A 26,167-nucleotide genomic window follows, 5' to 3' on the forward strand; every position below is an offset into this window, starting at 1 on the left:
CGCCCAACGGGTGCGACACGCCCGGGGTGCACGCTGCGCACGACGATTTCCGCAGCGTGCTGCGCCGGTCGTCGCTGCGATCAGAAGATGCTGCCGAGCACGTCCAGTCGCAGCTGCGCGATGACCGCGATGATCGCGTAGGCGACCACCGTCATCAGCGGTACCCACCCCATGAGGCGGTTGGCGCGGTCGCGGCCTTCCTTGGCCAGCGGCACGGTGCCGTTGCGGAACACATGGATCCAGGTGGCGAAGAAGGTCGGGATCGTCGCCGCCCAGGTCACCATGCACCACGGGCAGAGCGTATGCAGATCGAAGATGCTCTGGCTGATGAGCCACACGACGAAGGCCATCGCTCCGGTCATTCCCAGGGCGAACAGAACCCAGAACCAGCGGGCGAACCGCGCTCCGGCGAGCAACGCCACCCCCACCACGATCGGAGCGATCCAGCCGGCAAGACCGATGATCGGGTTCGGGAAACCGAACGCGGACCCCTGCCAGGAGTTCAGGTTCGCTCCGCACTGCACAAGAGGGCTGATGTCGCACCCGAGGACGGCGTCCGGGTTCTCCAGCAGGTGGAACTTCTCGATGGTGAGGGAGAATGCCGCCCACCATCCGATGACCCCGGCGATGACCAGCCAGAGGGCGTACAGAGTGGGACGAGGAGTGCGATCCGCCATGCGCTGATTATCCCAACCGACCTTCGGTGTGACCTGAATGCTGCTCCTGCGCGTCGAGATGAGATAATGGGGAGTCGATGCACGCCGCGGAGGACCTCCGTCGCTCGCATCACAGCCAGACTTCGGGGCAAAGAGAGCCCCTGCGACCAGAGCGTGAGCCGGTCGCACGCCGAGTGAGATTCGCGGACCCGGAGGGGACCGCATGAGATGCCGCGAGTGCCACGCGCCGCGCAGGGAGTACGCCAGAGATGGCCGATGACAACAATGAGACCCTTTCCCTCTTCGACGCTGCGGACGCCGCAGCCGAGGTGACAGCCCCGCCGGAGGAATCCGCGGAGGTCGCCACGGAGGATGCCGCCGCGGACACGGACAGCGCCGCGGAGGCATCCGTCGAGGCGCCGCAGAGCGCGGCCCGTGCGGCATCGGACCCCCCAGGATCCGATGCCGAGCCCGCGTCTCCGGACGCCGGTGCCGCGGGTGCGTCGGGGGGGCCCTCCGCGGAGGCCGTGGTGGAGTCCGCCGCGACGCAGGTCGCGGATCCCGCTCCCGCGGAGAGCGCCCCAGAGCCCGAGACAGAGCCGGAGCCCGCCACGGCGGTCTCGCTCGGGCTGCTCCCCGAGGTCTTCGTTTCGCAGGTGTCGACGCAGCTTCTCTTCTACGCACCCGAGGTGTTGCCGGCGCTGCCCGCTCGCATCGCCGACCCGGTGTCGACAGCCCCCGCACGCCGTGGCCGCCGCCGTGGCGGCGAGGAGCGCGAGGAGCGCGAGGAGCGCACGGCGCCGGTCGAGCTCATCACCGAGCCGCAGCAGATCAAGGGGTCCACCCGTCTCGCGGCGAAGAAGCAGCGTCGCCGCGATGGCCGCGACGCCGGCCGGCGTCGTCCGGTCGTCACCGAGACCGAGTTCCTCGCCCGCCGCGAGGCCGTCGACCGCGAGATGATCGTCCGCTCCAAGAACGGCCGCACCCAGATCGCCGTGATCGAGGACAAGGTGCTCGTGGAGCACTACGTGGCCCGCAGCCAGGACGCCTCCCTGATCGGGAACGTGTACCTCGGCCGCGTGCAGAACGTGCTGCCCAGCATGGAGGCAGCGTTCGTCGACATCGGGCGCGGACGCAACGCGGTGCTGTACTCCGGTGAGGTCGACTGGGACGCCGTCGAGCACGGCAATCAGCCGCGCCGCATCGAGAACGCCCTCAAGCCCGGTGACACCGTGCTCGTCCAGGTCACCAAGGACCCGGTCGGCCACAAGGGCGCCCGCCTGACCAGCCAGATCTCGCTCCCCGGCCGCTACCTGGTCTACGTGCCCGGCGGGTCGATGAACGGCATCTCGCGCAAACTCCCCGACACCGAGCGCGCCCGTCTCAAGCGGATCCTCAAGGAGGTGCTGCCGGAGTCGTCCGGCGTGATCGTCCGCACGGCGGCCGAGGGCGCCACGGAGGAGCAGCTCACGCGCGACGTGCAGCGGCTGACGGCGCAGTGGGAACACATCCGCAAGCAGGTCGAGACCATGCAGGCCCCGGCGATGCTGCACGCCGAGCCGGATCTGCTCGTCAAGATCGTCCGAGACGTCTTCAACGAGGACTTCACCCGCATGCGGATCCAGGGCGACGACGCCGGCCGCACGATTCGGGGCTACCTCGAGAGCGTCGCGCCCGATCTGCTCGAGCGGGTGGAGACCTACGACGGCGACGCAGACCCCTTCGACGCGTACCGCATCACCGAGCAGATCGAGAAGGCCCTCGACCGCAAGGTCTGGTTGCCCTCCGGCGGCTCGCTCGTGATCGATCGCACCGAGGCGATGACGGTCGTCGACGTGAACACCGGGAAGTTCGTCGGCTCCGGGGGGAACCTCGAGGAGACCGTCACGCGCAACAACCTGGAGGCGGCGGAGGAGATCGTCCGTCAGCTGCGGCTGCGCGACATCGGCGGCATCATCGTCGTGGACTTCATCGACATGGTGCTCGAGTCGAACCGCGACCTCGTGCTGCGCCGCCTGGTGGAGTGCCTGAGCCGTGACCGCACAAAGCACCAGGTCGCCGAGGTCACCTCGCTCGGCCTCGTGCAGATGACGCGCAAGAAGCTCGGCCTTGGCCTGCTGGAGACCTTCAGCGAAGCCTGTGATGTGTGCGCCGGTCGCGGCATCATCGTGCACCACGACCCGGTGGTCAAGCACCGCGCGTCTTCGTCCAATGCCCCGCGCCGGCAGCGCGGGGGCAACGGCAACGGGAACAACAACGGCTCCGCGCAGAACGCCCCCGCGCCGAGCACGGTCACGCACAGCATCCCGGAGGGCGCCAAGAACGCCCTCGCGCAGATCGCCGCCTCCACGCTCGCGCCCTCTGCCGATGCGCCGGCCACGGCCGAGACCCCGGCCGACCCCGTCCAGGCACCGCAGCAGCCGGAGCGTCCGCGCAAGTCGCGCAAGAAGCGCAGCCCGGACAAGCGCGCACCCAAGACCGAGACGGAGCAGCTGCTCGACTCGGTCCTCGACGCTCTCCCGGAGCCGAAGGCGCCGGGTCAGGGCCGCAGCAGACGGCGTGTCACGACGGCGGCGATCACGGCCAACGGATCGACGACCCCGCCGATCCTCGGCGGGACCTCAACGCCGGTCGCGGGCGCTGACGCGGAGTCCTGAGCGGATCAGAGCCCGCGTGAGTTCCTTGCCGCCCACCGGGCGGGCGCCCGCGGCGACGAGGGCGCCGACCCGGTGGGCTGGCACGTCGTAGTGGTCGAGGTCGAAGGACCGCGACGGAACGTCGTTCGCGGCCGCGAAGGCGTGCAGTTCCTCGAGGCTCGCATCGCTGACGAGGTGCGCCCAGAGGGTGCCGTGCGCCGGCCAGATCGGGGAGTCGACCAGGATCGTCATCCGGTGATCCTATGCCTGTGCGGCCCGTCTCCGCCGTATTTGCGCCGCTCGCACATGTGTGCTTGGCTCGCAGTGTCTGGGCCCATCGCTCCGGGGGGAGCGCACATGTGCGAGCACGATGCACATGTTCGTCCGCGACACGGCGGCGGGGCTGCTTTGCAACACGGGCATGCGTCGCGTAGACTTGACCCTTGGTGTGATTCCCGCGCCGTCCGCAAGTGACGATATCGGTGGGAGACACTCCACAGTCTTCCCGTGAGATAGCGGAGCAGTTCAGCTCCCCAACGAAAACAGGTGTGAAGTGGTTTACGCAGTAGTGCGCGCCGGCGGCCGGCAGGAGAAGGTCGAGGTTGGAACGATCGTCCAGCTCGACCGTGTCCAGGCTGCCAAGGGCGAGAACATCGAGCTCCCGGCCGTCCTGCTCGTCGACGGCGACGCCGTCACCACCGACGCCGACAAGCTCGCGAAGGTCAAGGTCACCGCGGAGGTTCTCGGCAACCTGCGCGGACCGAAGATCGTCATCCAGAAGTTCAAGAACAAGACCGGTTACAAGAAGCGCCAGGGTCACCGTCAGGACCTCACGCGCGTCAAGGTCACCGGGATCAAGTAACACACGGAAGAGGCCCAGAGATGGCACATAAGAAGGGCGCGAGCTCCACTCGCAACGGTCGCGACTCCAACGCTCAGCGACTCGGCGTCAAGCGCTTCGGCGGCCAGGTCGTCAACGCCGGCGAGATCATCGTCCGCCAGCGTGGCACCCACTTCCACCCCGGCGCCAACGTCGGTCGTGGCGGTGACGACACCCTGTTCGCCCTCGCCGCCGGTGCGGTCGAGTTCGGCAGCAAGGGCGGCCGCAAGGTCGTCAACATCGTCGCTGCTGCGGAGTGATCGCAGCAGCATAGGCAGTTCGGTTGGGGGCGGGCTTCGGCTCGCCCCTTCCGCATATCCAGAGGAGCGGATCACCATGGTCACCTTCGTCGACGCCGTGACCCTCCACCTGCGAGCGGGCAAGGGCGGCAATGGCTGCGTCTCCGTGCGCCGCGAGAAGTTCAAGCCCCTGGCGGGGCCGGACGGCGGCAATGGCGGAGACGGGGGCGACGTCGTCCTCGTCGCAGACCCGCAGGTGACGACGCTGCTGTCGTACCACCACTCGCCCCACCGCACCGCCGGCAACGGCGGATTCGGGATGGGCGACCTGCGCGCCGGCGCGACGGGAGAGACCGTCGAGCTTCCGGTGCCGGTGGGCACCGTGGTGAAGGACGCCGAGGGCGCCGTGCTGCGCGACATGATCGAGCCGGGGGAGAAGTACGTGGTCGCCCCGGGCGGTCGCGGCGGGCTCGGGAACGCGGCGCTCGCCTCGCCCAAGCGCAAGGCTCCCGGCTTCGCGCTGCTGGGCACTCCGGGATACGAGGGCGATGTCATCCTCGAGCTCAAGACGGTCGCCGACGTGGCCCTCGTCGGCTATCCCTCCGCGGGGAAGTCCAGCCTGATCGCGGCGATCTCGGCCGCGCGGCCGAAGATCGCCGACTATCCGTTCACGACGCTGCACCCGAACCTCGGGGTGGTCCAGGCGGGCGACATCCGCTTCACCGTCGCCGATGTGCCCGGTCTCATCGAGGGTGCGAGCGACGGGAAGGGCCTCGGGCTCGACTTCCTCCGGCACGTCGAGCGCTGCTCGGCTCTGCTGCACGTGCTCGACTGCGCGACGCTCGAGCCGGGACGGGACCCGATCTCCGACCTCGACGTGATCCTCGCCGAGCTCCGCGCCTATCCGGTGCCTGAGGGCCAGGTGCCGCTCGACCAGCGCCCGCAGCTGATCGCCCTGAACAAGATCGACGTGCCGGAGGCGAAGGATCTCGCTGATCTGGTGCGCCCCGAGCTGGAGGCGCGCGGCTACCGGGTGTTCGACATCTCGACGGTCTCGCACGAGGGGCTGCGCCCGCTGACCTTCGCGCTCGCGGACCTCGTGGCGGAGCATCGCAAGGCCGCGGCCGTCGCGGTGCCGCAGGAGCGTATCGTCATCCGTCCGCTGGGGGCGGGGCCCGCCTTCCGCATCCGCGTCGACGGCGGCACCTACGGCAACGTGTACCGCATCCTGGGGGAGAAGCCCGAGCGCTGGGTTCAGCAGACCGACTTCCAGAACGAGGAGGCGGTGGGATACCTCGCTGATCGCCTGGACAAGCTGGGCGTCGAGGACGCACTCGTGCGTGCGGGCGCGACCCCGGGCGCCACCGTCGTGATCGGCGACGGGGATGGCGTCGTCTTCGACTGGGATCCGTCGATCGCATCGGCGGCAGAGCTCATCACCACGCCGCGCGGTCTCGACGCGCGCTTCGATCCGAACACGCGCCGGACGACCTCGGAGCGCCGTGAGCGCTACCACGAGCGGATGGACGCGAAGGCGGAGGCGCGTGCCGAACTCGAAGCGGAGCGTCTCGCCCAGCGCGAGGACGATCGATGACGGCGCGCACCCGCGCAGAGCTGGGTGCGGCACGACGCATCGTCGTCAAGGTCGGTTCCTCCTCGATCAGCGGTGATGCGGCGTGGCGGATCCCGGTGATCGTGGCGGCTCTCGCCGATGCGCATGCGCGCGGTGCGGAGATCGTGCTGGTCTCATCCGGCGCGATCGCCACCGGGATTCCGTTCCTGCAGCTGGATGCGCGCCCCAACGATCTCGCGACGCAGCAGGCTGCGGCAGCCGTGGGACAGAACGTGCTGGTGTATCGCTATCAGGAGGCGCTGCGCCCGTTCGGCATCATCGCCGGGCAGGTGCTGCTCACCACCGGAGACCTGGAGAATCCGACCTCGCGCAGCAACGCGCGGCGCGCGATGGACCGACTGCTGGGTCTGCGCACGCTGCCCATCGTGAACGAGAACGACACGGTCGCAACGCAGGAGATCCGGTTCGGCGACAACGATCGGCTTGCCGCGCTCGTGGCGCAGCTGATCGGCGCCGATGCGCTGGTGCTCCTCAGCGACGTCGAGACGTTGTACACCCGGCCGCCCAGTGACCCCGCTGCCGAGCCGCTGCACCTGATCCGGGCCGGTGCAGACCTGTCGGGTCTGGAGTTCGGCGCGACGGTCGTCAACAGCGTCGGCACCGGGGGTGCTGCGACGAAGGTCTCCGCGGCTCGGCTTGCGGCCGGGTCCGGCATCGGCGTGCTCGTGACGAGCGCTGACCTCGTCGCGGAGGCGCTCACAGGTGCCGATATCGGCACCTGGTTCGAGCCGGTGGTCTGACGGTCTCGCGCCGGTGCGCGCGCGGCTTCCTCGCCGTGCGCGGGTCGGTGTCCCGTCGGCGCGTCGCCCCTAGACTGGTCCGATGACCGAGACCGCGATCTACCGCCTCCAGCGTGCCAAGGAAGCCTCCCGCGACGTCGCCCGCCTGACGAGCGACGACAAGGCGCGGGCTCTCGAGTCCATCGCTGCCGCGATCGAAAGCGAGACCGCGCGCATCATCGCCGCCAACGAACGCGATCTCGACCGCGGGCGGACCGAGGGGATCGGCGAGGCGCTGCTGGATCGACTCCGCCTCGACGAGAAGCGGGTCGCTGCTCTCGCCACCGCCGTTCGCGAGGTCGCCGCGCTTCCCGACCCGGTCGGCCGGGTGGTCGGTGGTCATCGGATGCCCAACGGCATCGCCCTGGAGCAGGTGCGCGTGCCGTTCGGTGTGGTCGGCGCGATCTACGAGGCGCGCCCGAACGTCACGGTCGACATCGCGGCGCTCGCGCTCCGCTCCGGCAACGCCGTGGTGCTGCGCGGCGGCAGTGCTGCGCGTGAGTCGAACACGGTGCTCGTCGCCGTCATGCGGGAGGCCATCGCGGGTGTCGGGATCACCGCAGAGGCCATCCAGTCCGTCGACGACTTCGGCCGCGACGGAGCGCGCGCTCTCATGCACGGACGCGGGCTCATCGACGTGCTCGTGCCGCGGGGGAGCGCCGCTCTGATCGAGACCGTCGTGACGGAGTCGACCGTCCCGGTCATCGAAACCGGCGCAGGAAACGTGCACATCTACCTCGACGCCACCGCTTCGGAGGCCTGGGCGGTGCCGATCGTCGTCAACGCCAAGGTGCAGCGACCGAGCGTGTGCAACGCCGTGGAGACGGTGCTGGTGCACCGCGACGCGGCGGAACGGCTCGTCCCCGCCGTCGTCGATGCGCTCACGGCGGAGGGCGTCACGGTGCACGGCTGCCCGGCGGTCGTCGCTCTCGCTCCGCTGTCGGTGCCGGCGGTCGAGGAGGACTGGTCGACGGAGTATCTCAGCCTCGACATCGCCATCCGCGTGGTCGACACCCTCGACGAGGCTCTCGACCACATCCGCGCCTACAGCACGGGCCACACCGAGTCGATCATCTCGGAGCATGCTCCGAGCATCGAACGCTTCCTGGGCGAGGTCGACGCCGCCGTGGTGGTGGCCAACGCCTCCACACGCTTCACCGACGGCGGGGAGTTCGGCTTCGGCGCGGAGGTGGGCATCTCCACGCAGAAGCTGCATGCGCGCGGCCCGATGGGTCTCGCTGAGCTGACCAGTACGAAATGGCTGGCGCGGGGAGCCGGGCAGACCCGGGCCTGACGGTTAGACTGAATAGACCACCCGATTCGGCATAAGGGGAGAACAGATGGAGATCGCCGCTCAGATCATCGCGGCCGCCGCGGAAGCGGAGCACCACGGTAACGTCGCGCTGGAGACGCTGATCTTCGGCGTCATCGCGGCCATCGGTTTCACCGCCCTCGGGCTGGTGACGTTCTCGTACAAGAACGTCGCGAACCGCCACTCGCACAAGGCGGAGGCCTGGGCTCGTGCGCACGAGGGCGATGCCCACGGAGCCGGCCACTAGGTCGCGCAGATGACGGCTGCCGAGGGGCGTGCACCCCGCATCGGGGTGATGGGTGGGACGTTCGATCCCATTCACAACGGCCACCTCGTCGCTGCCAGCGAGGTCGCGCATTCTTTCGATCTCGACGAGGTCGTCTTCGTGCCGACGGGTCGTCCGTGGCAGAAGGACGATGTCACGCCGAGCGAGCATCGTTACCTCATGACCGTCATCGCCACCGCATCCAACCCCCGCTTCACGGTGAGCCGCGTCGACATCGACCGCCCTGGCCCCACCTACACCATCGACACCCTGCGCGACCTCAAACGCGAGCGCCCTGATGCTGAGCTGTTCTTCATCAGTGGCGCGGACGCCGTCGCCCAGATCCTGAGCTGGCGCGACTACGAAGAGCTCTGGGGTCTGGCGCATTTCGTCGCCGTCTCGCGACCTGGACACGTCCTGAGCGTCGACGGCCTGCCGAGCAAGGACATCAGTCAGCTCGAGGTTCCGGCCCTGGCGATCTCGTCGACCGACTGCCGTGCGCGCGTCGCGAAGGAAGAGCCGGTGTGGTACCTCGTCCCGGATGGCGTGGTGCAGTACATCGCGAAGCATCATCTGTATCGGAGCATCTCATGAGCACATCGGACAACCACGGGGGCGCTCCGCTCACGCGGCGCCAGTTGCGGGAGCTGGGGCGCACGAACGAGATCCCCACCGCGATCGACACAGCGGAGCCGGTGGAGCCGCCGGCACCCCGTCTGCCGCGTCCTGCGGAGACGGCGCCCGTCCCGGCTGCTCCCACGATCCCGGTCTCTCCTGCCTCCGGCTCGATTCCGCTGACCCGTCGCCAGGCGCGCGAGATCGAGCGCGTGCGCACCGCGTCTGTGCCCATCATCGCCGCACCGGCGGAGAAGCGCCCGGCCGAGGAAGTCCCCGCCGAGGAGCCGCAGGCCCTGCCCGCGGCGATCGATGAGCCGTCGCCCGCTGCGGATGCCGTCGACACGCCGCCGGAAGCGGAGGACGACGCCGCCGGGCTGTCCGCCGCCGCACCGGTCGCCGCGTCGGCGGCCCCGCTGTTCGATGTGGCACCGATCATCGCCGATGCGACGGCCGATCGGCAGGACACCCGGACGGATGCCGAGCCGGTATCGGTCGAGGAGGCGCACCCCGTCGCGGATGAGCGTCCGGACTTCGTCGACGCCCTGCCCGTGCTCGGCGTGCCAGAGCACCGCGGCGCCGTGGCACCGGAGCACGACGAAGAGCCGTCCGGATCTGCGGTCCTCGACGCGATCGACGACGAGGTGCAGACGGCGGTCCCGCACGACGACGCCGCGGCTCCTGCCGGTGACTTCGCGAGCCTGTTCGGCCCGCCGACCGAGCAGCAGCCGATCATCCGCCCCGCGGGGCGTCCGCTGGGTTCGGTCGACGATGTCTTCGGGCGCACGGAGGGGGAGGCGTCGTCAGACGCGGAGGCCCCGGTCCTTCCCACGTGGGATGCCCCGGAGGACGAGCGCGAAACCGCGACCGCGCGCGACGAGGTGCGCGAGGAGTTCGGCGCGACCGTCGTCGAGGGCGACCCCGCGGACGCGGTCGGCTCCTTCGAGGAGCTGATCAGTGCGCCGGACGACACCACCAGCGGGATCAGCGTCGCGCCCAGCGCGCTGATCTTCACCGCCGGGCCGACGGAGGCCCCCCTCTCCGGGCCGGTGCCCGCAACGGGCGAGGTGCTCATCACCGGCAGCTACGATCTTCCGCAGGGCCTCGGCTCCCAGGGTCATGCGGTCGGTGTCGCCGACGGCAAGGAGGTCGACGCTGTTCTCATCGACGGTGAGATCCCCGCGGCATCCTCCCCGACGCCGATCGCTGCGAGCGCCGCGATCAGCACGATCAAGTCGGCCGGCGAGGTCATTCGCCCGCCTGCGCCCGAGAAGGGCCACCGCACCACCATGGTGCTGACCATCATCGCCGGCGCGCTCGGCATCGCTGTCGCCGGCGTGCTGATCTTCGCCTTCGTCTCTGGAGTCTTCACATCGTGATGCAGTCTGTCGACACCGCCCTCGGTATGCTCCGCGTCGCCGCGGCCGCCGCCCTCGACAAGGGCGGAGAGGACCTCGTCGCCCTGGATGTCTCCGAGCCGCTTCCGCTGGTCGACATCTTCCTGCTCGTGAGCGGTACGAGCGAGCGCAACGTCGCCGCGATCGCGGATGAGATCGAGGACCGGCTGCTGGAGGCCGGGCACAAGCGGGTGCGCCGTGAGGGGCGTGCCGAGGCGCGCTGGGTGCTCCTGGACTTCGGCGATCTTGTCGTGCACGTCTTCCACCCGGAGGAGCGCACGTTCTACGGGCTCGAGCGGCTCTGGAAGGACTGCCCCGTGGTCCCGGTCGAGGTCTCTGCGGCCTAGCCGCGCCGTGCGCCCGCCGGCGCCGGATTTCGGCCGTCGGGATCGTTCCCTGAACTCAGGCAGAAACCGGGCGCAGCGCGCGGAAACCGGTGTTCCGGGGGCCACGGGCGCTTTCTGCCTGAGAACGGCATGCTCCACGCCCGTGCAGCGGCGGCAGCGTCCGGCGGGGCGTCAGGGCAGCAGCCCCGCACGGCGCGCCTGCGCGACGGCCGCGTGACGCGTGGAGGCGTCGAGCTTGGCCATGGCAGACTGCAGATAGGACTTCACGGTGCCCTCCTTCAGCGTGAGCGTCGTCGCGATCTCGGCGTTCGTCGAACCGAGCGCGGCGCACGCGAGCACGTCGATCTCGCGGGGCGAGAGATGCACGTCGATGTCGTCGACCTCGGCGTCGGCGTCGCGGGCGAGCTGAGCGAGGCGCTGCTCGATACCCGCCAGACGGTCGCGCACCGACTCATCGTCGACCAGTGCGGCGACGCTCCGCAGCTCGCTGAACGTCGCGCGCAGCTCTTCCCGTGCCGCACTGTCCAGCCCCGTCGGCGCCGGTGTCTTCGCCAGCTCGCGACGCACCTCGTCGCGCACGCGCAGCTCGGTCGACAGCTCGGACGCGACGGCAAGCGCGGTGCGGGTGACGTCGTCGCGGAACGGTGACATGCTCCACGAACCGCAGTACAGCACGCCACGGGTACGCCCGGAGACCACGAGCGGGACGGCGAAGAGCGTGGAGATGCCCTCGCCCAGGATCGCCCGGTCGTAGTCGTGCGTGATGTGGCGCGCAGAGCGGTAGTCGAGCGCCAGACGCGGCCGTTTCTCGATGTGCGCCTTGCCGCCGAGGCCGCGCGCCGCCCGGACCTCCAGACCGTTCAGGTAGGGCGTGCGTGTGCCGACCAGCTGGCTGATGACGATGGTCTCCTGCCGTTCGAAACCGCCGAACGCCAGGGGAAGACCGGTGCGTGTCGTGAGCTCCCGCACCGCTCTGCGGAGCAGATCCTCGTCGGGGGCAAGAGTGTCGATCATATTCCGGCTACCTACTTTCGGGGGTGACAGCGCCGTCGCCCACCTCCGTAGAGTACCCAGGTCAGCAGGCGGGTGGGCAGACCCGCCGACCGCGTTTCATCCGCGGTGACACTTTTCTCTCGCAGGAGAGCTGGTCAAAGGAGACTGAGCATGGCCGCGTACCACGACATCTGGCGACAGAGCATCGAGCGTCCGAGCGAGTTCTGGGCGGATCAGGCCGCCGGCGTGGCCTGGAGCACGGAGCCGGGCGACATCCTCCGCTCGGACGAGAGCGGATGGAGCTGGTTCGCCGACGGCGAGCTGAACATCACCGTCAGCGCTCTCGATCGCCACGTCGACGAGGGACGTGGCGAGCACATCGCGCTGCGCTACGACTCGGCGATGACCGGCACCGCCTCGGCCTTCACCTACCGGGAGCTGCGCGACCGCGTCGCGGCGTTCGCCGGGGCGCTGCGCGATCTCGGCGTCGGCGTCGGCGATGTGGTGCTGCTCTACCTGCCGATGACCCCCGAGGCCGTGATCGCGATGCTGGGCTGCGCGCGCATCGGTGCGACGCACACGGTCGTGTTCGGCGGCTTCGCAGCCAGCGAGCTCGCGGTGCGCGTGAAGGACGCCGGCCCCAAGGTGCTCGTCACCGCGTCCGGCGGTCTCGAGCCGGGCCGGCCCGTCGCGTACCTGCCGATGGTGCAGAAGGCGCTCGAGATCGCCCCCGGCATCGTCGAGCACGTGGTCGTGCGGCAGCGGGCAGCCGTCCCGGGCGATGCCGACGCCCTCGCCGCAGGACTGACATCGACCGAGGTGCATGACTGGGACGTGCTGGTCGAGGCCGCGACGCCGGCGGCGCCGGTGGCCGTTCCCGCGACGCACCCGCTCTACGTGCTCTACACCTCCGGCACGACGGGCAACCCCAAGGGCGTCGTGCGCGACACCGGCGGCTACGCCGTCGCGCTGACCTGGGCGATGCGCAACATCTACGACATCGGCGTCGGTGACACGATGTTCACGGCGTCCGACGTCGGCTGGGTGGTCGGCCACTCGTTCATCGTGTACGGCCCGCTCCTCGCCGGTGCCACCACCGTCCTCTATGAGGGCAAACCCGTCGGAACCCCGGATGCCGGCGCGTTCTGGCGCATCGTCGCCGACTACGGCGTGAAGGTGCTCTTCACCGCCCCCACCGCCCTGCGCGCGATTCGCCGGGTGGACCCCGACCTGGCGCATCTGCCAGAGCACGACACCTCGTCGCTCGTCGCACTGTTCCTGGCGGGCGAGCGTCTCGACCCGGAGACCTGGCACTGGGCCAACGACGGTCTTGCCGTGCCGATCGTGGACCACTGGTGGCAGACGGAGACCGGCTGGCCGGTGTGCGCGAACCCGCGCGGGCTGGAGCGGCTGGTGTCCAAGCCCGGCTCGACCGCGGTGCCGATGCCGGGATACGACGTGCGCATCCTCAACAGCAAGGGGCAGGAACGCACCGAGCCCCACGCCGAGGGGAACATCGCGATCCGTCTGCCGCTTCCCCCCGGCACCCTGACGGGTGTGTGGGGCGACCCCGACCGCTTCCGCGACTCGTATCTCTCCGCCTTCCCGGGGTATTACGCCACCGGCGATGCCGGGCACATCGATGAGGACGGCTACGTGTTCGTGATGGGGCGCACAGACGACGTCATCAATGTCGCCGGCCACCGGCTCTCGACCGGGTCGCTGGAAGAGGTGCTCACGCTCCATCACGCCGTCGCCGAATGCGCCGTCATCGGCGTGCACGATGCGCTCAAGGGCCAGCGGGCTGCGGGGTTCGTCACGCTCAAGGCACACGAGCAGATCGATCCTGATGTGCTCACGCGGGAGCTCGTCGCGCTGGTGCGTGAACACATCGGTCCTGTCGCCGCATTCCGCGATGTCGTGATCGTCGAGCGGCTGCCCAAGACCCGTTCCGGGAAGATCCTGCGCAAGACGATGCGTCAGATCGTCGACGCAGAACCCTACAAGGTGCCCGCCACCATCGAAGACCCGACGGTGCTCGATGCGCTCGCCCACGCGGCGCGCGCGCTCAGCACCGCCGCACAGACGGCTGTCTGAGGCACACCCCGCCGCAGACAGCCCCACCCATGAGACGAGGAGGTCCCATGAATGAACCACGCACCGCCGCCTCCGGCGGTATCGACTACGTCGCCGAGGAGAACTCGCCGGCGTTCCGCGAGCTGAAACGGCGCCATCGCGGTTTCGTCTGGCCCTTGAGCATCGTGTTCCTGGTGTGGTACTTCGCCTACGTGCTGCTGTCGTCGTTCGCTCCCGCGTTCATGGCGACGCCGGTGAGCGGACACATCACGATCGGCCTGGTCCTCGGGCTGTTCCAGTTCATCACGACGTTCGCGATCACCATGTGGTACGTCAGCTTCGCGAACCGGAAGCTCGACCCGCTCTCGGCGGAGATCCGCGCCGACCTGGAGACGAAGGAGGCTGCAGCGTGAATGACTTCATCGCGTCGGTCGTCGCCGCCGTCGAGGCCGCGGACGACACCATCACCAACAACCCGGTGCTGAACATCTCGATCTTCGGCGCGTTCGTCGCCGTCACCCTGTTCATCGTCATCCGCGCGAGCCGCAACAACAAGACCGCGGCCGACTACTATGCGGCGGGGCGATCCTTCACCGGCCCGCAGAACGGTTTCGCGATCGCCGGCGACTACCTGTCGGCGGCGTCGTTCCTGGGCATCGTCGGTGCGATCGCGATCAACGGGTACGACGGGTTCCTGTACTCGATCGGGTTCCTGGTCGCCTGGCTGGTCGCGCTCCTGCTCGTCGCGGAGCTGATGCGCAACACCGGCAAGTTCACCATGGCCGACGTCCTCTCGTTCCGCCTGCGTCAGGCGCCGGTCCGGATGGCCGCCGCGATCACCACCCTCGCGGTGTGCCTGTTCTACCTGCTCGCGCAGATGGCCGGTGCGGGCGGCCTCGTGTCGCTGCTGCTCGGGATCAACGAGCCCATCGGGCAGTCGATCGTCGTCGCGGTCGTCGGCGTGCTGATGATCATCTATGTGCTCATCGGCGGAATGAAGGGCACCACATGGGTGCAGATCGTCAAGGCGTTCCTGCTCATCGGTGGTGCCGTGGTCATGACCATCTGGGTGCTCGCGATCAACGGCTTCAGCCTCGACACCCTGCTGGGGGCCGCGGTGGAGGCGTCCACGAGCGACCCGAAGGACGCCATCCTCGGACCCGGGCTGCAGTACGGCCACAACCCGTGGGACTTCATCTCGCTGGCGATCGCGCTCGTGCTCGGCACCGCGGGCCTGCCGCACGTGCTGATGCGCTTCTACACCGTGCCGACCGCCAAGGAGGCCCGTCGCTCGGTGGTGTGGGCGATCTGGCTGATCGGCCTGTTCTACCTGCTCACCCTCGTGCTGGGCTACGGTGCCGGCTCGATGGTCGGCCCGGAAGCGATCCGCAACGCCCCCGGAGGCGTGAACTCGGCGGCGCCGATGCTCGCCTACGTGCTGGGCGGACCGCTGCTGCTGGGGTTCATCTCGGCGGTCGCGTTCGCGACCATCCTTGCCGTTGTCGCTGGCCTGACCATCACCGCTGCCGCATCCTTCGCCCACGACATCTACGCGAATGTGGTGAAGAAGGGCAACGTACCGCCGGACGGCGAGGTCAAGGTCGCCCGGCGCACCGTGATCGTGATCGGGATCCTGGCCATCGTCGGCGGCATCGGCGTGCAGGGGCAGAACATCGCCTTCCTGGTGGCCCTGGCTTTCGCTGTGGCGGCCTCGGCGAACCTGCCGACGATCATCTATTCGCTGTTCTGGCGCGGTTTCACCACGCGCGGAGCGGTATGGAGCATGTACGGCGGCCTGATCGCGGCGGTGGGCCTCATCCTGCTCTCGCCGGTGTTCTGGGGCACGGAGACCAGCGTCTTCCGCAACGTCGGCGTGGCGATCTGGCCGCTGAACAACCCCGGCATCGTCTCGATCCCGCTCGGCTTCTTCCTCGGCTGGCTGGGCTCTGTGCTCAGCAAGGAGCAGGAGGACCCGAAGAAGGCGGCGGAGATGGATGTGCGCTCTCTCACCGGCCACGGAGCCGAGAAGGCGGTCGAGCACTGACCCGCGGCTGAACGACGACATCGGCCCCGCCGTCCCCGGGATGGCGGGGCCGATGTCGTGTGCGCGGAGGGCGGTCAGTCGCGGAACGCGGTGAGCGCGCTGGACAGCGCGGAGATCTCGTCGAGCTGCGATGCCAGCACGGTGCGCTGCTGCTCGGTCGGCTCGAAGACGCCGGCGGGGGAGAGCTGCTGCTGCGGGAAGTTGATCTCGATGTTGCCCCGGGTCAGCACCATCCCGAGCGCCGCGACGACGCCCTTGAGCGCCGCCTGGGCGCGCGTTCCGCCCGAGTTCCCGCCCCAGTTGACGAAGCCGACAGGCTTGCGCGCCCACTCGCTGTTCAGGTAGTCGAGGGCGTTCTTGATCGGAGCGGCATAGCTGTGGTTGTACTCCGGGAAGAGGAACAGGAAACCATCCGCCGCGGCGACCCGCTCGCTCCATGCGATCGTGTGGGGGCGGGTGTACTGCTGGAGGCGCGGGTGGTGCGGCTCGTCCATCATCGGCAGCGCGATCTCAGCCAGGTCGGCGTAGTCGACGTCGAAGCGCCCATCCGCCTCTGCCGCGGCCCGCACCCATTCTCCGATCGGCGCGCCGATGCGGCCCTCGCGCGTGCTGCCGTTGACGATGAGCAGAGTGGTCATGAGACCTCCAGGTTCAGAGCGAGCGGATGCCGCGAACGCGGCCCCGCAGCATCAACCCGCGCGGCCGGCCGGATATTCCGCCGGAGGACGAGAATCGGCTGACCACTGCACCACCCATTCCGGCAGGACGAGGCCTTCCGGCGGGTCGCCGGTGATGGCGAGCAGCTCGTCATGGCTGACGGACCCGCCCTGCTTGCGCAGAAAGCGCGCGCGCACGATCGCGTGCGCGTACACCGTCGACCCCACGGCGAAGGTCTGCTCGACATAGACCCAGCGGTCGTCGAGGCCCAGAAAGCGCGTGTGCACGTCGAAGCGCTGTCCCAGGGTGAGTGAGCGCCGGTAGCTGATCGTCTGACCGGCGACGACGGGGTACCATCCGCGAGCGGTGATCTTCTGCCAGAATCCGGAGCGGCTGAGCAGATCGAGCCGGCCCAGGTCGAGGATCGTCAGATACCGGCCGTTGTTCATGTGCATCAGCAGATCGAGGTCGCCGAGAGTGACGCGGAAGCGCGTGGTCGCGGTGCTCCAGACGCTCAGGCGCGGTTGACGCCGCGCGCGCAGGCGCAGCAGAAGCAGACGGAAGTACAGGTTCACGGGATCCTCGGTGGTGGGGGGGGCGGGGCGTTCTCAGTCGTCGTCGTCGTCGCGTTCGAGCTCGGCGAACTTGGCGGCCATTGTGGGGTTGCCGCGGGTGAGGGCTTTGATCGTGAGCCGATCGGCCTTGTCGCCCGCGAGCCGCAGCTGGTTGTCGGACTTCAGCAGCGATTCCTTGGTCTTCTCCAGATCTTTGATGGCCTCGTCGATCCGGTGAATCGCCTCGGTGAAGTGGCTGGACGCGATCTCATAGTTGCGGGAGAAGCCCTTCTTGAACTGCAACAGTTTCTCCTCGAACCGCGTGATGTCGATGTTCTGCTCCTGGACCCTGGCCAGTTCCGCGCGCACCTGGACGGTGGACAGCGCGGCATTGCGCAGGACCGTGATGATGGGGATGAAGAACTGCGGGCGCACCACGTACATCTTCTGGTACCGGTGGGAGACGTCCACGATGCCGCTGTTGTACAGGTCGCTGTCGGCCTCGAGCAGGGAAACCAGCACGGCGTACTCGCAGCCCTTCTCGGTGCGGTCGCGGTCGAGCTCCTTGAAGAAGTCCTCGTTCTTCTTCTTGGTGGCGGTGGTGTCGTTCTCGTTCTTCATCTCGAACATGATCGAGATGAACTCGGTCCCGGCGGCGTCGTGGTCGCGGTAGATGTAGTCGCCCTTGCTGCCGCCGCTGGCGTCGTTGTCCTTACCGAAGACCGCGCTCTGGAAGGCGGTGGCGCGCAGGCGCTCGAACTCGTTCTCGCAGTGCTGCTCGAGCGATTCCCCGAGCATCTTGGTGGAGAGCCGGGCCTTCATGTCGCGGAGTCTCTCGATCGCCTCGTCGCGCTCGCGCAGCTGCATCTCATAGGTGTCTGTGAGGGACTTCTCTGCCAGCTGCTTCTCGAGCTCGGCGCGTTCGAGTCCGCTCTTCAGCTCATCGCGTTCCTTCTGCACCACGCCGACGGCCCGCGCGATCGCGAGTTGCTGGGCGACGTCGACGCCGTCCAGCCGTGCGCTGAGCTGCTGGATCTTGGCGTCCTTCTCTGCGGTGGTCTTCTGCAGCTCTGCCGTGAGACGCGCCTCGACGAGCTCTGCCGCGGTCTGCTTCTCGTGCTGCGCGCGTTCCAGCTCGTGCCGGAGGGCGTCGCGTTCTTTCTCCACGGCCGAGAGCGCGTTGGCCACGGCGAGCTGGCGAGCCGTCTCCTCGGCGTCGAGCCGGGCCGTGAGCTCCGTGATCGCGGCGTCCTTCGCTGCGGTGGTCTTCTGCAGCTCTGTGGTGAGCCGGGCCTCGGTGAGGGCCACCGCGCTCTGCTGCGCTGCGGCGGCGGCCTTCTCGGCGAGATCGAGGCGCTCATGCAGCACCCGGTCGAACTCGCTGTCGCGGATCTGGGTGGCGATGTCGCTGTAGGCGGCCTCATCGATCGTGAAGGACTCGCCGCAGTGGGGGCACCGGATCTCGTGCATGGTTCCAGCGTAACGACGCCGTCGGACGTCGAGACCGCAGCGCCGTGAGCCCGGGTGCCTGGCGCCGTCCGCGCACGGTGCCGGGCGGCGGTTGCGGGCGCGGAGCACCCGGCATGAGAATGGTTCTCATGGTGTCGGTTCGTGCTCGCTCTGTGCCGTCATGACCCGTGTTCCGGTGATCGCACTGACCGGCCACCTCGGTGCCGGAAAGACCACCCTGCTCAACCATCTGCTGCGGGCGCCCGGGGCGCGACTGGGTGTCGTGGTGAACGACTTCGGCGAGATCAACGTCGATGCCGCGCTCGTGGCGGGTCAGATCGATGAGGCGGCGTCGATCTCCGGCGGTTGCCTGTGCTGTCTGCCCGACGCCGGCGGGCTCGACGAAGCCCTGGAGCGGCTCGCGCATCCGCGGCTCCGGCTGGACGCGATCATCGTCGAGGCGAGCGGCGCGGCAGAACCAGCCGCGCTCGCGCGGGTGATCCGTTTCTCCGGCGTCGAGCGCGTGCGTCCGGGTGGTGTGGTGGAGGTGGTGGACGCGCTCGAGCACTTCCGTACCGTGGATGTGCATCCGGAGCCGCCTGCTCGGTATCGCGCCGCCTCCCTCATCGTGATCGGGAAGACGGATCGGCTGCCCGCCCATGCCCGCATGGCGATGATTGCGCGGATTCAGGACCGAGTCCGCGCGTGCAATCCGCTGGTGCCGTTCGTCGTCGCGTCCCGGGGAGGGGTCGACCCCGACCTGGTGTTCGACGTGGCCGCGGCGGAGGACCCGCCCGACCAGCTCCCGATCGGGAGCCTCCTGCGTGACGGGGGCGGGCGCGAGCATCGCCATGAGCACGCCGCCGCGGTGTCGCAGTCGCTGGGGGCGGCGGTGTCGCCGGGCGCGCTGATCGACCTCCTGGAGGGCCCTCCGTCGGGTGTCTACCGCATCAAGGGCCGCGTGCGCGTGCGCGGACCTCGCGCAGAACGTGGCTACCTGGTGAACCTGGTGGGCCGTTCGATCCATATCGCTCCGCTCGCGGTCCCTCCGCCGGCCGGTGAGCTGGTGGCGATCGGGATGCATGTGGACGAGTCAGAGGTGCGTCGACGTCTGAGGGAGGTCGCGGAGGCGACGGCCGAAGGCGCGGATCCCGTCGGCCTGCGGCGCTGGGAGCGCTATCGCAGACTCAGCGCGTGAGGGCGGTCGCCGGACATCCGCCGCTTCCTTCGCTGTTCGGTACGCCGCCGGATCCGGCAGCACGTCCCGCACGCTATATTGAGAACCGTTATCAATAAGCGTGCGGTGATGTCCGCCGCCGGAGACGGGAGCATTCATGGATCGAACGGATGTGGTCGCTGTGGTCGGGACGTGTGTCCCGGAGCGCCGCCGTTATGCGCACCGTTTCGCCGCGGCGACCGACCGCATGCTGGTCTCCGCGCAGCGCCTCGCCTCTTCGCCGCATCCGGAGCGCGAGGCCGCGGCGCTCGCGCCGTGGAGCGACCGAGCACGGGGCGCCGTCGTCGAACTCCCCTCGACCGCTGATGTGCCGGAACTGATCGCCGCGCTCACGGATCCCGACACGGGTACGCGTCTGCTGGGGCTGGTGTGCGTCGTGGATGCGCTGCATATCCTCGACGACCTGAGCGCACCGGACTTCCTCGTTCGCGAGCGCGACGAGGCGGGGCGCCCGACCGAGAGCATCGCGCGTGCCCTCCTCGCTGCCATGCAGATCGAGTACGCGTCGACGATCGTGCTCACCGCCTGGGCGGCGCTCGACGACGCCGATCTGTCGATGGTGCTCGCGCTGGTCAGCTGCCTCGCCCCGCGTGCGCGACTCCGCCTCGATCGTCCGGACGGGGTGGCGGAGATCCGGGAGTGCGACGACGGACCGGAACAGGACGGCCCCGGATGGGTGGGGATCCTCAACGGCGACGCGGACCCGCTGGTCACCGATCCTCGGGTGAGCGGTCTCCGCTACGAGCACCTGCGCCCGGCTCATCCGGCGCGACTCGCGGCCGTTCTGGAACGGATCGAGGAGCGCGAGTTCGGCCGGCTGGTGCGGTCGGCGGGCTTCTGCCGGCTGGCGACGCGCGCGACCCAGCCGGCGTGCTGGGAGCATGTCGGCTGCACGATCGCGCTGCGACCGCTGGGGTGGGACGACGGCGTTCCGGTGATCGGCCAGGAGATCGCCCTGATCGGTGTCGATCTCGATCAGGGCGGCCTCCGGGACGCCCTGGACGCGACCGCGCTCACGGATGCGGAGTTTCTGGCGGGTCCGCGTTCGTGGGCGCAGTTCCCTGACCCCTTCCCGGCCTGGCCGACGGTCGACGAGAAGCGGGACTGAGCGTTCTGGCGTGCCGGCGCATCCGTGGGGGAGGCGCCGGCACGCCAGAACGCGGTCATCCCGTCAGCGTGCGCCCGCCTTCTTCGCGCGACGCAGCTCGTGCAGCAGCGGCTCGGTGTAGCCGTTGGGCTGTGCCGCGCCCTCCACGATCAGGCGACGCGCTGCCTCGAATGCGGTGCCGCCCGGGCGCAGCTCCTCATAGCCCGGATCCGCGGCGTTCTGCCGGTCGACCACGGCGGAGAGGCGGCGCAGGCTCTCGTCGACCTGGTCTTCTGAGATGATCCCGTGCGCGAGCCAGTTGGTCAGCAGCTGGCTGGAGATGCGCAGGGTCGCGCGGTCCTCCATGAGCGCGACGTCGTGGATGTCCGGGACCTTGGAGCAGCCCACCCCCTGGTCGATCCAGCGGACGACGTATCCCAGGATCGACTGGACGTTGTTGTCCAGCTCGGTCGAGATGGTCTCGGCGTCGAGGTCGCCCTCCGCGGCCAGCGGGATCTGCAACAGCACATCGAGGCTGTCCTCGCGCAGCGGCGGCAGTGCACGTCGCGCCTCGAACGCGTCGAGCTCGTGATAGTGCAGCGCGTGCAGGGTGGCGGCCGTGGGGGACGGGACCCACGCCGTCGATGCGCCGGCGCGCACATGACCGATCTTCTGCTCGAGCATGTCGTGCATCAGATCGGGCATCGCCCACATGCCCTTGCCGATCTGGGCATGACCGTCGAGGCCGCATGCAACGCCTACGGCGACGTTGCGGTCCTCATAGATGCCCAGCCACGGGCGAGTCCGGATGGCTGCCTTGGGCAGCATCGGGCCGGCCCAGAGTGACGTGTGGATCTCGTCACCGGTGCGGTCGAGGAAGCCCGTGTTGATGAACACGACCCGATCGCTCGCCGCCGCGATGCACGCGGCGAGGTTCGCCGAGGTGCGGCGCTCCTCATCCATGATGCCGATCTTGACGGTGCCGGCAGGAAGGTCGTACAGGCGTTCCACGCTTTCGAAGAGGCGCACGGCGAAGGCGACCTCCTCCGGGCCGTGCATCTTGGGCTTGACGATGTAGACCGAGCCGGTGCGTGAGTTTCCGCCGGCGCGTTCCCCGCGCACGTCGGCGAGAGAGCCGAGCACCGTCATGATCGCATCGAGGATGCCCTCCGGCACTTCGGCGCCGTCGCGATCCAGCACCGCGTTCGTGGTCATCAGGTGACCGACGTTGCGCACGAAGAGCATCGAGCGGCCCGGCAGCGTGAACGGTTCACCGGAGGCGGAGGTGTACCCACGGTCGGGGTTCATCGTGCGGGTGAAGGTGTGACCGTCCTTCGCGACTTCCTCAGTCAGGGAGCCGTCCATCAGGCCACGCCAGTTGCGGTAGCCGAGTGCTTTGTCCTCGCCGTCGACGGCGGCGACCGAGTCCTCGAGGTCCATGATCGTGCTGAGCGCCGACTCGACGACGATGTCCTGCACGCCGGCGGCGTCGGTGGACCCGATGCTGCCGGTGCGGTCGACGACGATCTCCAGGTGCAGCCCGTTGTGCACGACGAGCACGCCGGACGGGGCCTCCGGCGCACCCGCGTATCCGGCGAACGCGGTCGGGTCTGCCAGGCCCACGGTGGTGCCGTCCGCGAGGGTCACGGCGAGGCTGCCGTCGACGATCGCGTACGCGGTGGCGTCCGCGTGGCTGCCTGCGGCGAGGGGAGCGGCGCGATCGAGCAGAGCCCGGCCTGCGGCGATGACGGCTGCGCCGCGGGCCACGTTGTACGTGCGGCCCGGGGCCAGATCGCCGGTGCGTTCGATGGCATCGGTGCCGTACAGTGCGTCGTACAGCGAGCCCCAGCGCGCGTTGGCCGCGTTGATCGCGAAGCGAGCGTTGAGCAGCGGCACAACCAGCTGCGGTCCGGCGAGCGTCGCCAGCTCCGGATCGACGTTCTCCGTGGTGACCGTGACCTCGGCCGGGTCGGGGACGAGGTAGCCGATGTCGGTGAGGAATGCCCGGTACGCGGTCGCGTCCGGGACGCCGGGATGCTCGCGGTGCCAGGCGTCGATCTGTTCTTGCAGGGCGTCGCGCTCCGCGAGGAGGCGGCGATTGTCGGGGGTGAGGGTGTGGATGATGTCGCTGACGCCAGACCAGAATGCGTCGACGTCGAGATCGTGCGCGGCAGCGGCGCTTTCGGCGAACTCGGCGATGGGCGGGGAGACCGAGAGGTCTGCGCGGGGGAGGTAGGAAGGCATGCTCTCACAATATCCACCCGTATCTATGATGCGGAGAGTCCATTCCGTATCATGGAACGCATGATCGAGGATGAATCACCGGAAGAGGTCGGCGAGCGTCGCGTGCCGGGCGGGGTGCAGTCCGTCACCCGGGCGTTCCGGGTGCTTGAGGCGCTCGCGGAGGCTGGCACGGAGGCGTCCCTCGCCGAGATCTCAGCGGCCACCGGGCTCGCGCAGACCACGACGCATCGTCTCCTGCGCACGATGATGGGGATGGGGTACGTGCGGCAGGCGGATTCGCGCGACTACGCTCTCGGGCCCGGGCTGATCCGGCTGGGCGGGCGGGCCGCCCCGCCGCTGGTGACGCGCGCGCGGCCGCTGATGCTCGAACTCGAGGAGATCGCGCACGAGACGGTGAACCTCGCCGTGCTCGACGGCGATCGCGTGGCCTATGTCGGTCAGGTCCCCTCCCGCCATCAGATGCGCATGTTCACCGAGGTGGGGCGCCGCGTTCCTCCGCACGCGGCGGGTGTGGGGAAGGCGATCCTCTCGGCGCTGCCCGACACGCGCGTGCGGGAGATCGTCGGGGCGACCGGTCTGGAGCGTTTCACGCCGACGACGATCACGTCGGTCGACGCACTGCTGGCGGACCTGCGTGAGATCCGCCGGCGTGGCTTCGCGATCGACGACGGCGAGCGCGAAGTCGGGGTGCGGTGCATCGCGGTCTCGGTGCCCGGCAGCGCACCCCCGGCGGCTCTGTCGATCTCCGGACCGAGCACCCGTATCGACGACGAGCTGGCGCGGGTGATCACCGCGGCGCTTCTGGACGCGGTTGCCCGGCTTGCCGCGGCGTCGGCGTAAGCCGAGCCGGAAACACGAGGACCAGAGGCGCCGGGAGATTCTTCCGCTGGCGCGATCGGGCGAGCAGTCCGGGCTCTCTCCGTGGCGACCAGTGAGCTCCGCATGCTGTTCGATGCCGCCCGCCGGCTGTGCGCCGGCGCCGGCGCCGCCGGGAGTATCAGCAGCGCCGCAGGGCGAAGACGTCGTCGTTCAGTGCGCCATCGCCGCCCACGAGCGTGAGGCCGGAACCGCCGCGATCCTTGAGGAAGTCCGTCATGCCGCCGTCGGCGCACATGCGTGGTGTGAGGAAGAGCGGCGAGCCCTGCCGCGCCGAGAGCACGGAAGCCGTGAGCGCATCCGGGAAGTCGAGCGACGTCGCTGCCACCGGTCGCCCGGCCGCCGAGAACGTGGCAGCGTTGACCGCCCGGTTCGTCTCGTATCGATCGGCTCCGCCGTATCGGGTGACGTCGATCCCCATCCCGGAGAGCTGCTCTGCGATGCCGGGGGAGACCACGCCGTCCCCACCGACGATCGTTGCCGTGTCGGTCTTCAGGGACACCAGCAGGGCGGTGGTCGCCGCGTCGAGCGAGTTCTGTGCCCCGTCGACGAGGAGGACCGGCGCGCCCGCCGTGCCGGCGGCTCCGGCAGCGCTCAGGGCGTCCGGGAAATCCCGTCCCGTGGCGATGTAGACCGCGGGCGCTGCGCCGGCCTCGGTCGCGAGAAGACGCGACGTGTCGTAGCGATCGACACCGGCGACACGGCGCACCTCGACGTCGGCGCGGACCTCGGCGAGCGTCGCGTGGATCCGATCCGGCATGGCCTCGTCGATGATCGCGGGGCCTCCGAGCAGGACGACCTGGCTCGGCGCCAGGCGCTGGAGCTCGTCGGCGACCGCGGCAGGGAGCTCGTCGGCCGGGACCAGGAGGAGCGAGCCGCCGGCGGCTGCCGGTGCGGCCGAGAGCGCGTCTGCATAGGTCGCACCGGTGGCGAGATAGACGGTGTCGACGGTGCCGGGGTTCGCGGCGCGGGAGACGGCCACGGCCGTCTCATATCGATCGGCGCCCGCGACGCGCGACACGTCGAAGCTCGTCGCGGTGAACGCCGCCGAGGTGGTGCTCGCACTCGCGTAGGCATTGCGTGTCGCGGTGACTTTCACCGTGATCGCCGCGCCGGCATCCGCCGTGGTGACCGCATACGTGGTGCCCGTGGCATCCGCGACGGGTGCGCCGTCGCGATACCACTGGTAACCGATGGCCGCAGGCTCCGGCGTCCATGTTCCCGCAGACACCGTCAGACGCTGGCCGGCGACGGCGGCACCGCTGACGGCCGGCACCGGGGCCGCGGAGAACGTGTTGTACTGCGTCGAGCCGAACCAGTCGGTGAAGTAGTTCCAGAAGTTGCGGTTCCCGTAGCTCGAGCATGCATCACCGCTGCCATAGCCGGCCCGGAGTGACGCCGCGTTGGGCTGATAGGGCGTGTAGTAGTAGAGGTTCGCGGTCGCCTGGTTCTGGACGAAGACGCTCGACGAGCCGCAGCTTCCGCTGGGGTGGTACTTGATGGTCGCGGTCTTGCCGGGGGCGTACCAGGTGAAGTACGAGGACGTGCCGGGGGGATTCTCGTAGCGCTTGAACTGCCACGCGCCCCAGTACACTTGCTTGAAGAAACCCGCGTACTGGTCAGAGCATGCGGCGGTGTCCGGACACGCCTGGCCCATCGCAGCCCGATACGCCCAGCTGTCCGGCTGGGTGCTCGTGACGAGCCCCTGCTCCTTCTGCAGTGTCACCAGAAGGACACGCGGGTTGATGCCGCACGCTTCCGCGACCTTGTGGATGATGCGCGCGGCCGACTCGACGCCGCCGCCGGCGTAGGCGTCGCACATCTCATCGGCACCCATCGAGGTGGTCTTGTCGCTGTAGGACTTCAGACACGTCGCCCCGGATGCGCACACCGGCACCATCTCGTCCAGGAAGGCCTGGATCTGGGCCTCGCTCATCGTCCCGGAGGCGAAGAACACCTCGTCGCTGATGATGTTGCCGGGGTCGAATCCGCCGAGGTCCGCTGCGGGCACGACGCGTGTCGTCGCCGATGCGGGCGTGGCCGAAGCCGCTCCCGCGGGCAGCAGCACCCCGGCGATGAGCGCGACCACAACGGTCAGGATCGCGATCGGACGGGGTGACTTCGGGGGGAGGGCGGCCGTGCGGCGCTGCGAAGGCATGGGAACCAGTCTGCATGACAGCCCCGCCGATGG

The 26,167-nt window shown here is 69.3% G+C and carries 24 protein-coding genes; 16 read left to right on the forward strand and 8 right to left on the reverse strand.

All coding sequences use genetic code 11. The features are described 5' to 3' along the window. Nucleotides 1-80: 80 nt before the first annotated feature. Nucleotides 81-677: a vitamin K epoxide reductase family protein gene (locus AC3RXY_RS04080; RefSeq protein ID WP_491509626.1), complete on the reverse strand. Its 597-nt coding sequence runs from the start codon at nt 675-677 to the stop codon at nt 81-83. Nucleotides 678-925: 248 nt separating this feature from the next. On the opposite strand from AC3RXY_RS04080, the gene AC3RXY_RS04085 reads away from it, so the two are divergent. Continuing rightward, complete coding sequence (locus tag AC3RXY_RS04085; RefSeq protein WP_491509627.1) at nt 926-3,313, forward strand: Rne/Rng family ribonuclease; 2,388 nt, start codon at nt 926-928, stop codon at nt 3,311-3,313. On the opposite strand, the gene AC3RXY_RS04090 is transcribed toward AC3RXY_RS04085, so the two are convergent. Beyond that, on the reverse strand, nt 3,278-3,544 hold the full coding sequence (locus tag AC3RXY_RS04090; RefSeq protein ID WP_491509628.1) for a DUF4031 domain-containing protein: 267 nt from the start codon (nt 3,542-3,544) through the stop codon (nt 3,278-3,280). The two genes, AC3RXY_RS04085 and AC3RXY_RS04090, sit on opposite strands and share 36 nt — an antisense overlap. 301 nt (nt 3,545-3,845) lie before the next feature. Between AC3RXY_RS04090 and rplU the strand changes: the two genes are divergently transcribed. The 9 genes from rplU to rsfS all read left to right on the forward strand — a co-directional run bounded on the left by rplU (nt 3,846) and on the right by rsfS (nt 10,759). Then, nucleotides 3,846-4,154, forward strand: coding sequence for a 50S ribosomal protein L21 (gene rplU / locus AC3RXY_RS04095; protein ID WP_491509629.1), 309 nt, complete (start codon nt 3,846-3,848; stop codon nt 4,152-4,154). 20 nt (nt 4,155-4,174) lie between these two features. Continuing rightward, the gene (rpmA, locus tag AC3RXY_RS04100) at nt 4,175-4,432 is read left to right on the forward strand and encodes a 50S ribosomal protein L27 (RefSeq protein WP_125132053.1); all 258 of its coding nucleotides are present in this window, start codon (nt 4,175-4,177) and stop codon (nt 4,430-4,432) included. A gap of 76 nt (nt 4,433-4,508) precedes the next feature. Beyond that, nucleotides 4,509-6,005: a GTPase ObgE gene (obgE, locus tag AC3RXY_RS04105; protein WP_491509630.1), complete on the forward strand. Its 1,497-nt coding sequence runs from the start codon at nt 4,509-4,511 to the stop codon at nt 6,003-6,005. Continuing rightward, on the forward strand, nt 6,002-6,784 hold the full coding sequence (gene proB / locus AC3RXY_RS04110; protein WP_491509631.1) for a glutamate 5-kinase: 783 nt from the start codon (nt 6,002-6,004) through the stop codon (nt 6,782-6,784). Before obgE ends, proB begins: the two co-directional genes overlap by 4 nt. An 82-nt stretch (nt 6,785-6,866) precedes the next feature. Beyond that, on the forward strand, nt 6,867-8,117 hold the full coding sequence (locus tag AC3RXY_RS04115; protein WP_491509632.1) for a glutamate-5-semialdehyde dehydrogenase: 1,251 nt from the start codon (nt 6,867-6,869) through the stop codon (nt 8,115-8,117). 46 nt (nt 8,118-8,163) lie between these two features. Further along, a complete protein-coding gene (locus tag AC3RXY_RS04120; protein WP_491509633.1) occupies nt 8,164-8,382 on the forward strand; it encodes a hypothetical protein in 219 nt (72 codons plus the stop codon). Nucleotides 8,383-8,391: 9 nt separating this feature from the next. Further along, nucleotides 8,392-8,994: a nicotinate-nucleotide adenylyltransferase gene (gene nadD / locus AC3RXY_RS04125; protein WP_491509634.1), complete on the forward strand. Its 603-nt coding sequence runs from the start codon at nt 8,392-8,394 to the stop codon at nt 8,992-8,994. Next, nucleotides 8,991-10,394 (forward strand): hypothetical protein, encoded by a 1,404-nt coding sequence (locus AC3RXY_RS04130; protein WP_491509635.1) that lies wholly within the window; start codon nt 8,991-8,993, stop codon nt 10,392-10,394. The genes nadD and AC3RXY_RS04130 overlap by 4 nt, the downstream gene beginning before the upstream one ends. Continuing rightward, the gene (rsfS, locus tag AC3RXY_RS04135) at nt 10,394-10,759 is read left to right on the forward strand and encodes a ribosome silencing factor (RefSeq protein WP_491509845.1); all 366 of its coding nucleotides are present in this window, start codon (nt 10,394-10,396) and stop codon (nt 10,757-10,759) included. The genes AC3RXY_RS04130 and rsfS overlap by 1 nt, the downstream gene beginning before the upstream one ends. 171 nt (nt 10,760-10,930) lie before the next feature. Here the strand turns inward: rsfS and AC3RXY_RS04140 are convergent, their stop codons facing one another. Then, nucleotides 10,931-11,773: a LuxR C-terminal-related transcriptional regulator gene (locus tag AC3RXY_RS04140; protein ID WP_491509636.1), complete on the reverse strand. Its 843-nt coding sequence runs from the start codon at nt 11,771-11,773 to the stop codon at nt 10,931-10,933. A 150-nt stretch (nt 11,774-11,923) separates the two neighbouring features. On the opposite strand from AC3RXY_RS04140, the gene AC3RXY_RS04145 reads away from it, so the two are divergent. From AC3RXY_RS04145 to AC3RXY_RS04155, 3 genes are read left to right on the forward strand one after another with little or no spacing between them, the layout of a single operon-like run. Then, on the forward strand, nt 11,924-13,849 hold the full coding sequence (locus tag AC3RXY_RS04145; protein ID WP_491509637.1) for an AMP-binding protein: 1,926 nt from the start codon (nt 11,924-11,926) through the stop codon (nt 13,847-13,849). A 47-nt stretch (nt 13,850-13,896) separates the two neighbouring features. Continuing rightward, complete coding sequence (locus AC3RXY_RS04150) at nt 13,897-14,241, forward strand: DUF485 domain-containing protein (protein ID WP_491509638.1); 345 nt, start codon at nt 13,897-13,899, stop codon at nt 14,239-14,241. Beyond that, nucleotides 14,238-15,872, forward strand: coding sequence for a monocarboxylic acid transporter (locus AC3RXY_RS04155; RefSeq protein WP_491509639.1), 1,635 nt, complete (start codon nt 14,238-14,240; stop codon nt 15,870-15,872). Before AC3RXY_RS04150 ends, AC3RXY_RS04155 begins: the two co-directional genes overlap by 4 nt. A 74-nt stretch (nt 15,873-15,946) precedes the next feature. Here AC3RXY_RS04155 and AC3RXY_RS04160 read toward each other — a convergent pair whose 3' ends face one another. Genes AC3RXY_RS04160 through AC3RXY_RS04170 form a run of 3 tightly spaced genes read right to left on the reverse strand, consistent with a single transcriptional unit; the run spans nt 15,947 to nt 18,553 of the window. Continuing rightward, nucleotides 15,947-16,510 (reverse strand): NADPH-dependent FMN reductase, encoded by a 564-nt coding sequence (locus AC3RXY_RS04160; protein ID WP_491509640.1) that lies wholly within the window; start codon nt 16,508-16,510, stop codon nt 15,947-15,949. A 51-nt stretch (nt 16,511-16,561) separates the two neighbouring features. Beyond that, nucleotides 16,562-17,104: an acyl-CoA thioesterase gene (locus tag AC3RXY_RS04165; RefSeq protein WP_491509641.1), complete on the reverse strand. Its 543-nt coding sequence runs from the start codon at nt 17,102-17,104 to the stop codon at nt 16,562-16,564. A gap of 33 nt (nt 17,105-17,137) precedes the next feature. Next, nucleotides 17,138-18,553 (reverse strand): DUF2130 domain-containing protein, encoded by a 1,416-nt coding sequence (locus AC3RXY_RS04170; RefSeq protein WP_491509642.1) that lies wholly within the window; start codon nt 18,551-18,553, stop codon nt 17,138-17,140. Nucleotides 18,554-18,713: 160 nt separating this feature from the next. Between AC3RXY_RS04170 and AC3RXY_RS04175 the strand changes: the two genes are divergently transcribed. Both AC3RXY_RS04175 and AC3RXY_RS04180 read left to right on the forward strand, forming a co-directional pair. After that, a complete protein-coding gene (locus AC3RXY_RS04175) occupies nt 18,714-19,730 on the forward strand; it encodes a CobW family GTP-binding protein (protein WP_491509643.1) in 1,017 nt (338 codons plus the stop codon). Nucleotides 19,731-19,866: 136 nt separating this feature from the next. Continuing rightward, a complete protein-coding gene (locus AC3RXY_RS04180) occupies nt 19,867-20,877 on the forward strand; it encodes a GTP-binding protein (RefSeq protein ID WP_491509644.1) in 1,011 nt (336 codons plus the stop codon). A gap of 63 nt (nt 20,878-20,940) precedes the next feature. Here the strand turns inward: AC3RXY_RS04180 and AC3RXY_RS04185 are convergent, their stop codons facing one another. Continuing rightward, complete coding sequence (locus AC3RXY_RS04185) at nt 20,941-23,100, reverse strand: malate synthase G (protein WP_491509645.1); 2,160 nt, start codon at nt 23,098-23,100, stop codon at nt 20,941-20,943. A 60-nt stretch (nt 23,101-23,160) separates the two neighbouring features. Between AC3RXY_RS04185 and AC3RXY_RS04190 the strand changes: the two genes are divergently transcribed. Continuing rightward, the gene (locus AC3RXY_RS04190) at nt 23,161-23,940 is read left to right on the forward strand and encodes an IclR family transcriptional regulator (RefSeq protein WP_491509646.1); all 780 of its coding nucleotides are present in this window, start codon (nt 23,161-23,163) and stop codon (nt 23,938-23,940) included. Nucleotides 23,941-24,097: 157 nt separating this feature from the next. Here the strand turns inward: AC3RXY_RS04190 and AC3RXY_RS04195 are convergent, their stop codons facing one another. Further along, entirely contained in the window at nt 24,098-26,134 is a 2,037-nt protein-coding gene (locus tag AC3RXY_RS04195; protein WP_491509647.1) for a cell wall-binding repeat-containing protein, read from the reverse strand. Nucleotides 26,135-26,167: the final 33 nt, after the last annotated feature.

This window comes from Microbacterium longlingense (assembly GCF_058349825.2).

Excerpts from the sequence above, each read along its gene's own strand:
- AC3RXY_RS04080 (WP_491509626.1), bottom strand. The coding sequence starts at position 677 with ATGGCGGATCGCACTCCTCGTCCCACTCTGTACGCCCTCTGGCTGGTC.
- AC3RXY_RS04085 (WP_491509627.1), top strand. The coding sequence starts at position 926 with ATGGCCGATGACAACAATGAGACCCTTTCCCTCTTCGACGCTGCGGAC.
- AC3RXY_RS04090 (WP_491509628.1), bottom strand. The coding sequence starts at position 3,544 with ATGACGATCCTGGTCGACTCCCCGATCTGGCCGGCGCACGGCACCCTC.
- rpmA (WP_125132053.1), top strand. The coding sequence starts at position 4,175 with ATGGCACATAAGAAGGGCGCGAGCTCCACTCGCAACGGTCGCGACTCC.
- obgE (WP_491509630.1), top strand. The coding sequence starts at position 4,509 with ATGGTCACCTTCGTCGACGCCGTGACCCTCCACCTGCGAGCGGGCAAG.
- proB (WP_491509631.1), top strand. The coding sequence starts at position 6,002 with ATGACGGCGCGCACCCGCGCAGAGCTGGGTGCGGCACGACGCATCGTC.
- AC3RXY_RS04115 (WP_491509632.1), top strand. The coding sequence starts at position 6,867 with ATGACCGAGACCGCGATCTACCGCCTCCAGCGTGCCAAGGAAGCCTCC.
- AC3RXY_RS04120 (WP_491509633.1), top strand. The coding sequence starts at position 8,164 with ATGGAGATCGCCGCTCAGATCATCGCGGCCGCCGCGGAAGCGGAGCAC.
- nadD (WP_491509634.1), top strand. The coding sequence starts at position 8,392 with ATGACGGCTGCCGAGGGGCGTGCACCCCGCATCGGGGTGATGGGTGGG.
- AC3RXY_RS04130 (WP_491509635.1), top strand. The coding sequence starts at position 8,991 with ATGAGCACATCGGACAACCACGGGGGCGCTCCGCTCACGCGGCGCCAG.
- rsfS (WP_491509845.1), top strand. The coding sequence starts at position 10,394 with ATGCAGTCTGTCGACACCGCCCTCGGTATGCTCCGCGTCGCCGCGGCC.
- AC3RXY_RS04140 (WP_491509636.1), bottom strand. The coding sequence starts at position 11,773 with ATGATCGACACTCTTGCCCCCGACGAGGATCTGCTCCGCAGAGCGGTG.
- AC3RXY_RS04145 (WP_491509637.1), top strand. The coding sequence starts at position 11,924 with ATGGCCGCGTACCACGACATCTGGCGACAGAGCATCGAGCGTCCGAGC.
- AC3RXY_RS04150 (WP_491509638.1), top strand. The coding sequence starts at position 13,897 with ATGAATGAACCACGCACCGCCGCCTCCGGCGGTATCGACTACGTCGCC.
- AC3RXY_RS04160 (WP_491509640.1), bottom strand. The coding sequence starts at position 16,510 with ATGACCACTCTGCTCATCGTCAACGGCAGCACGCGCGAGGGCCGCATC.
- AC3RXY_RS04170 (WP_491509642.1), bottom strand. The coding sequence starts at position 18,553 with ATGCACGAGATCCGGTGCCCCCACTGCGGCGAGTCCTTCACGATCGAT.
- AC3RXY_RS04175 (WP_491509643.1), top strand. The coding sequence starts at position 18,714 with ATGACCCGTGTTCCGGTGATCGCACTGACCGGCCACCTCGGTGCCGGA.
- AC3RXY_RS04180 (WP_491509644.1), top strand. The coding sequence starts at position 19,867 with ATGGATCGAACGGATGTGGTCGCTGTGGTCGGGACGTGTGTCCCGGAG.
- AC3RXY_RS04185 (WP_491509645.1), bottom strand. The coding sequence starts at position 23,100 with ATGCCTTCCTACCTCCCCCGCGCAGACCTCTCGGTCTCCCCGCCCATC.
- AC3RXY_RS04190 (WP_491509646.1), top strand. The coding sequence starts at position 23,161 with ATGATCGAGGATGAATCACCGGAAGAGGTCGGCGAGCGTCGCGTGCCG.
- AC3RXY_RS04195 (WP_491509647.1), bottom strand. The coding sequence starts at position 26,134 with ATGCCTTCGCAGCGCCGCACGGCCGCCCTCCCCCCGAAGTCACCCCGT.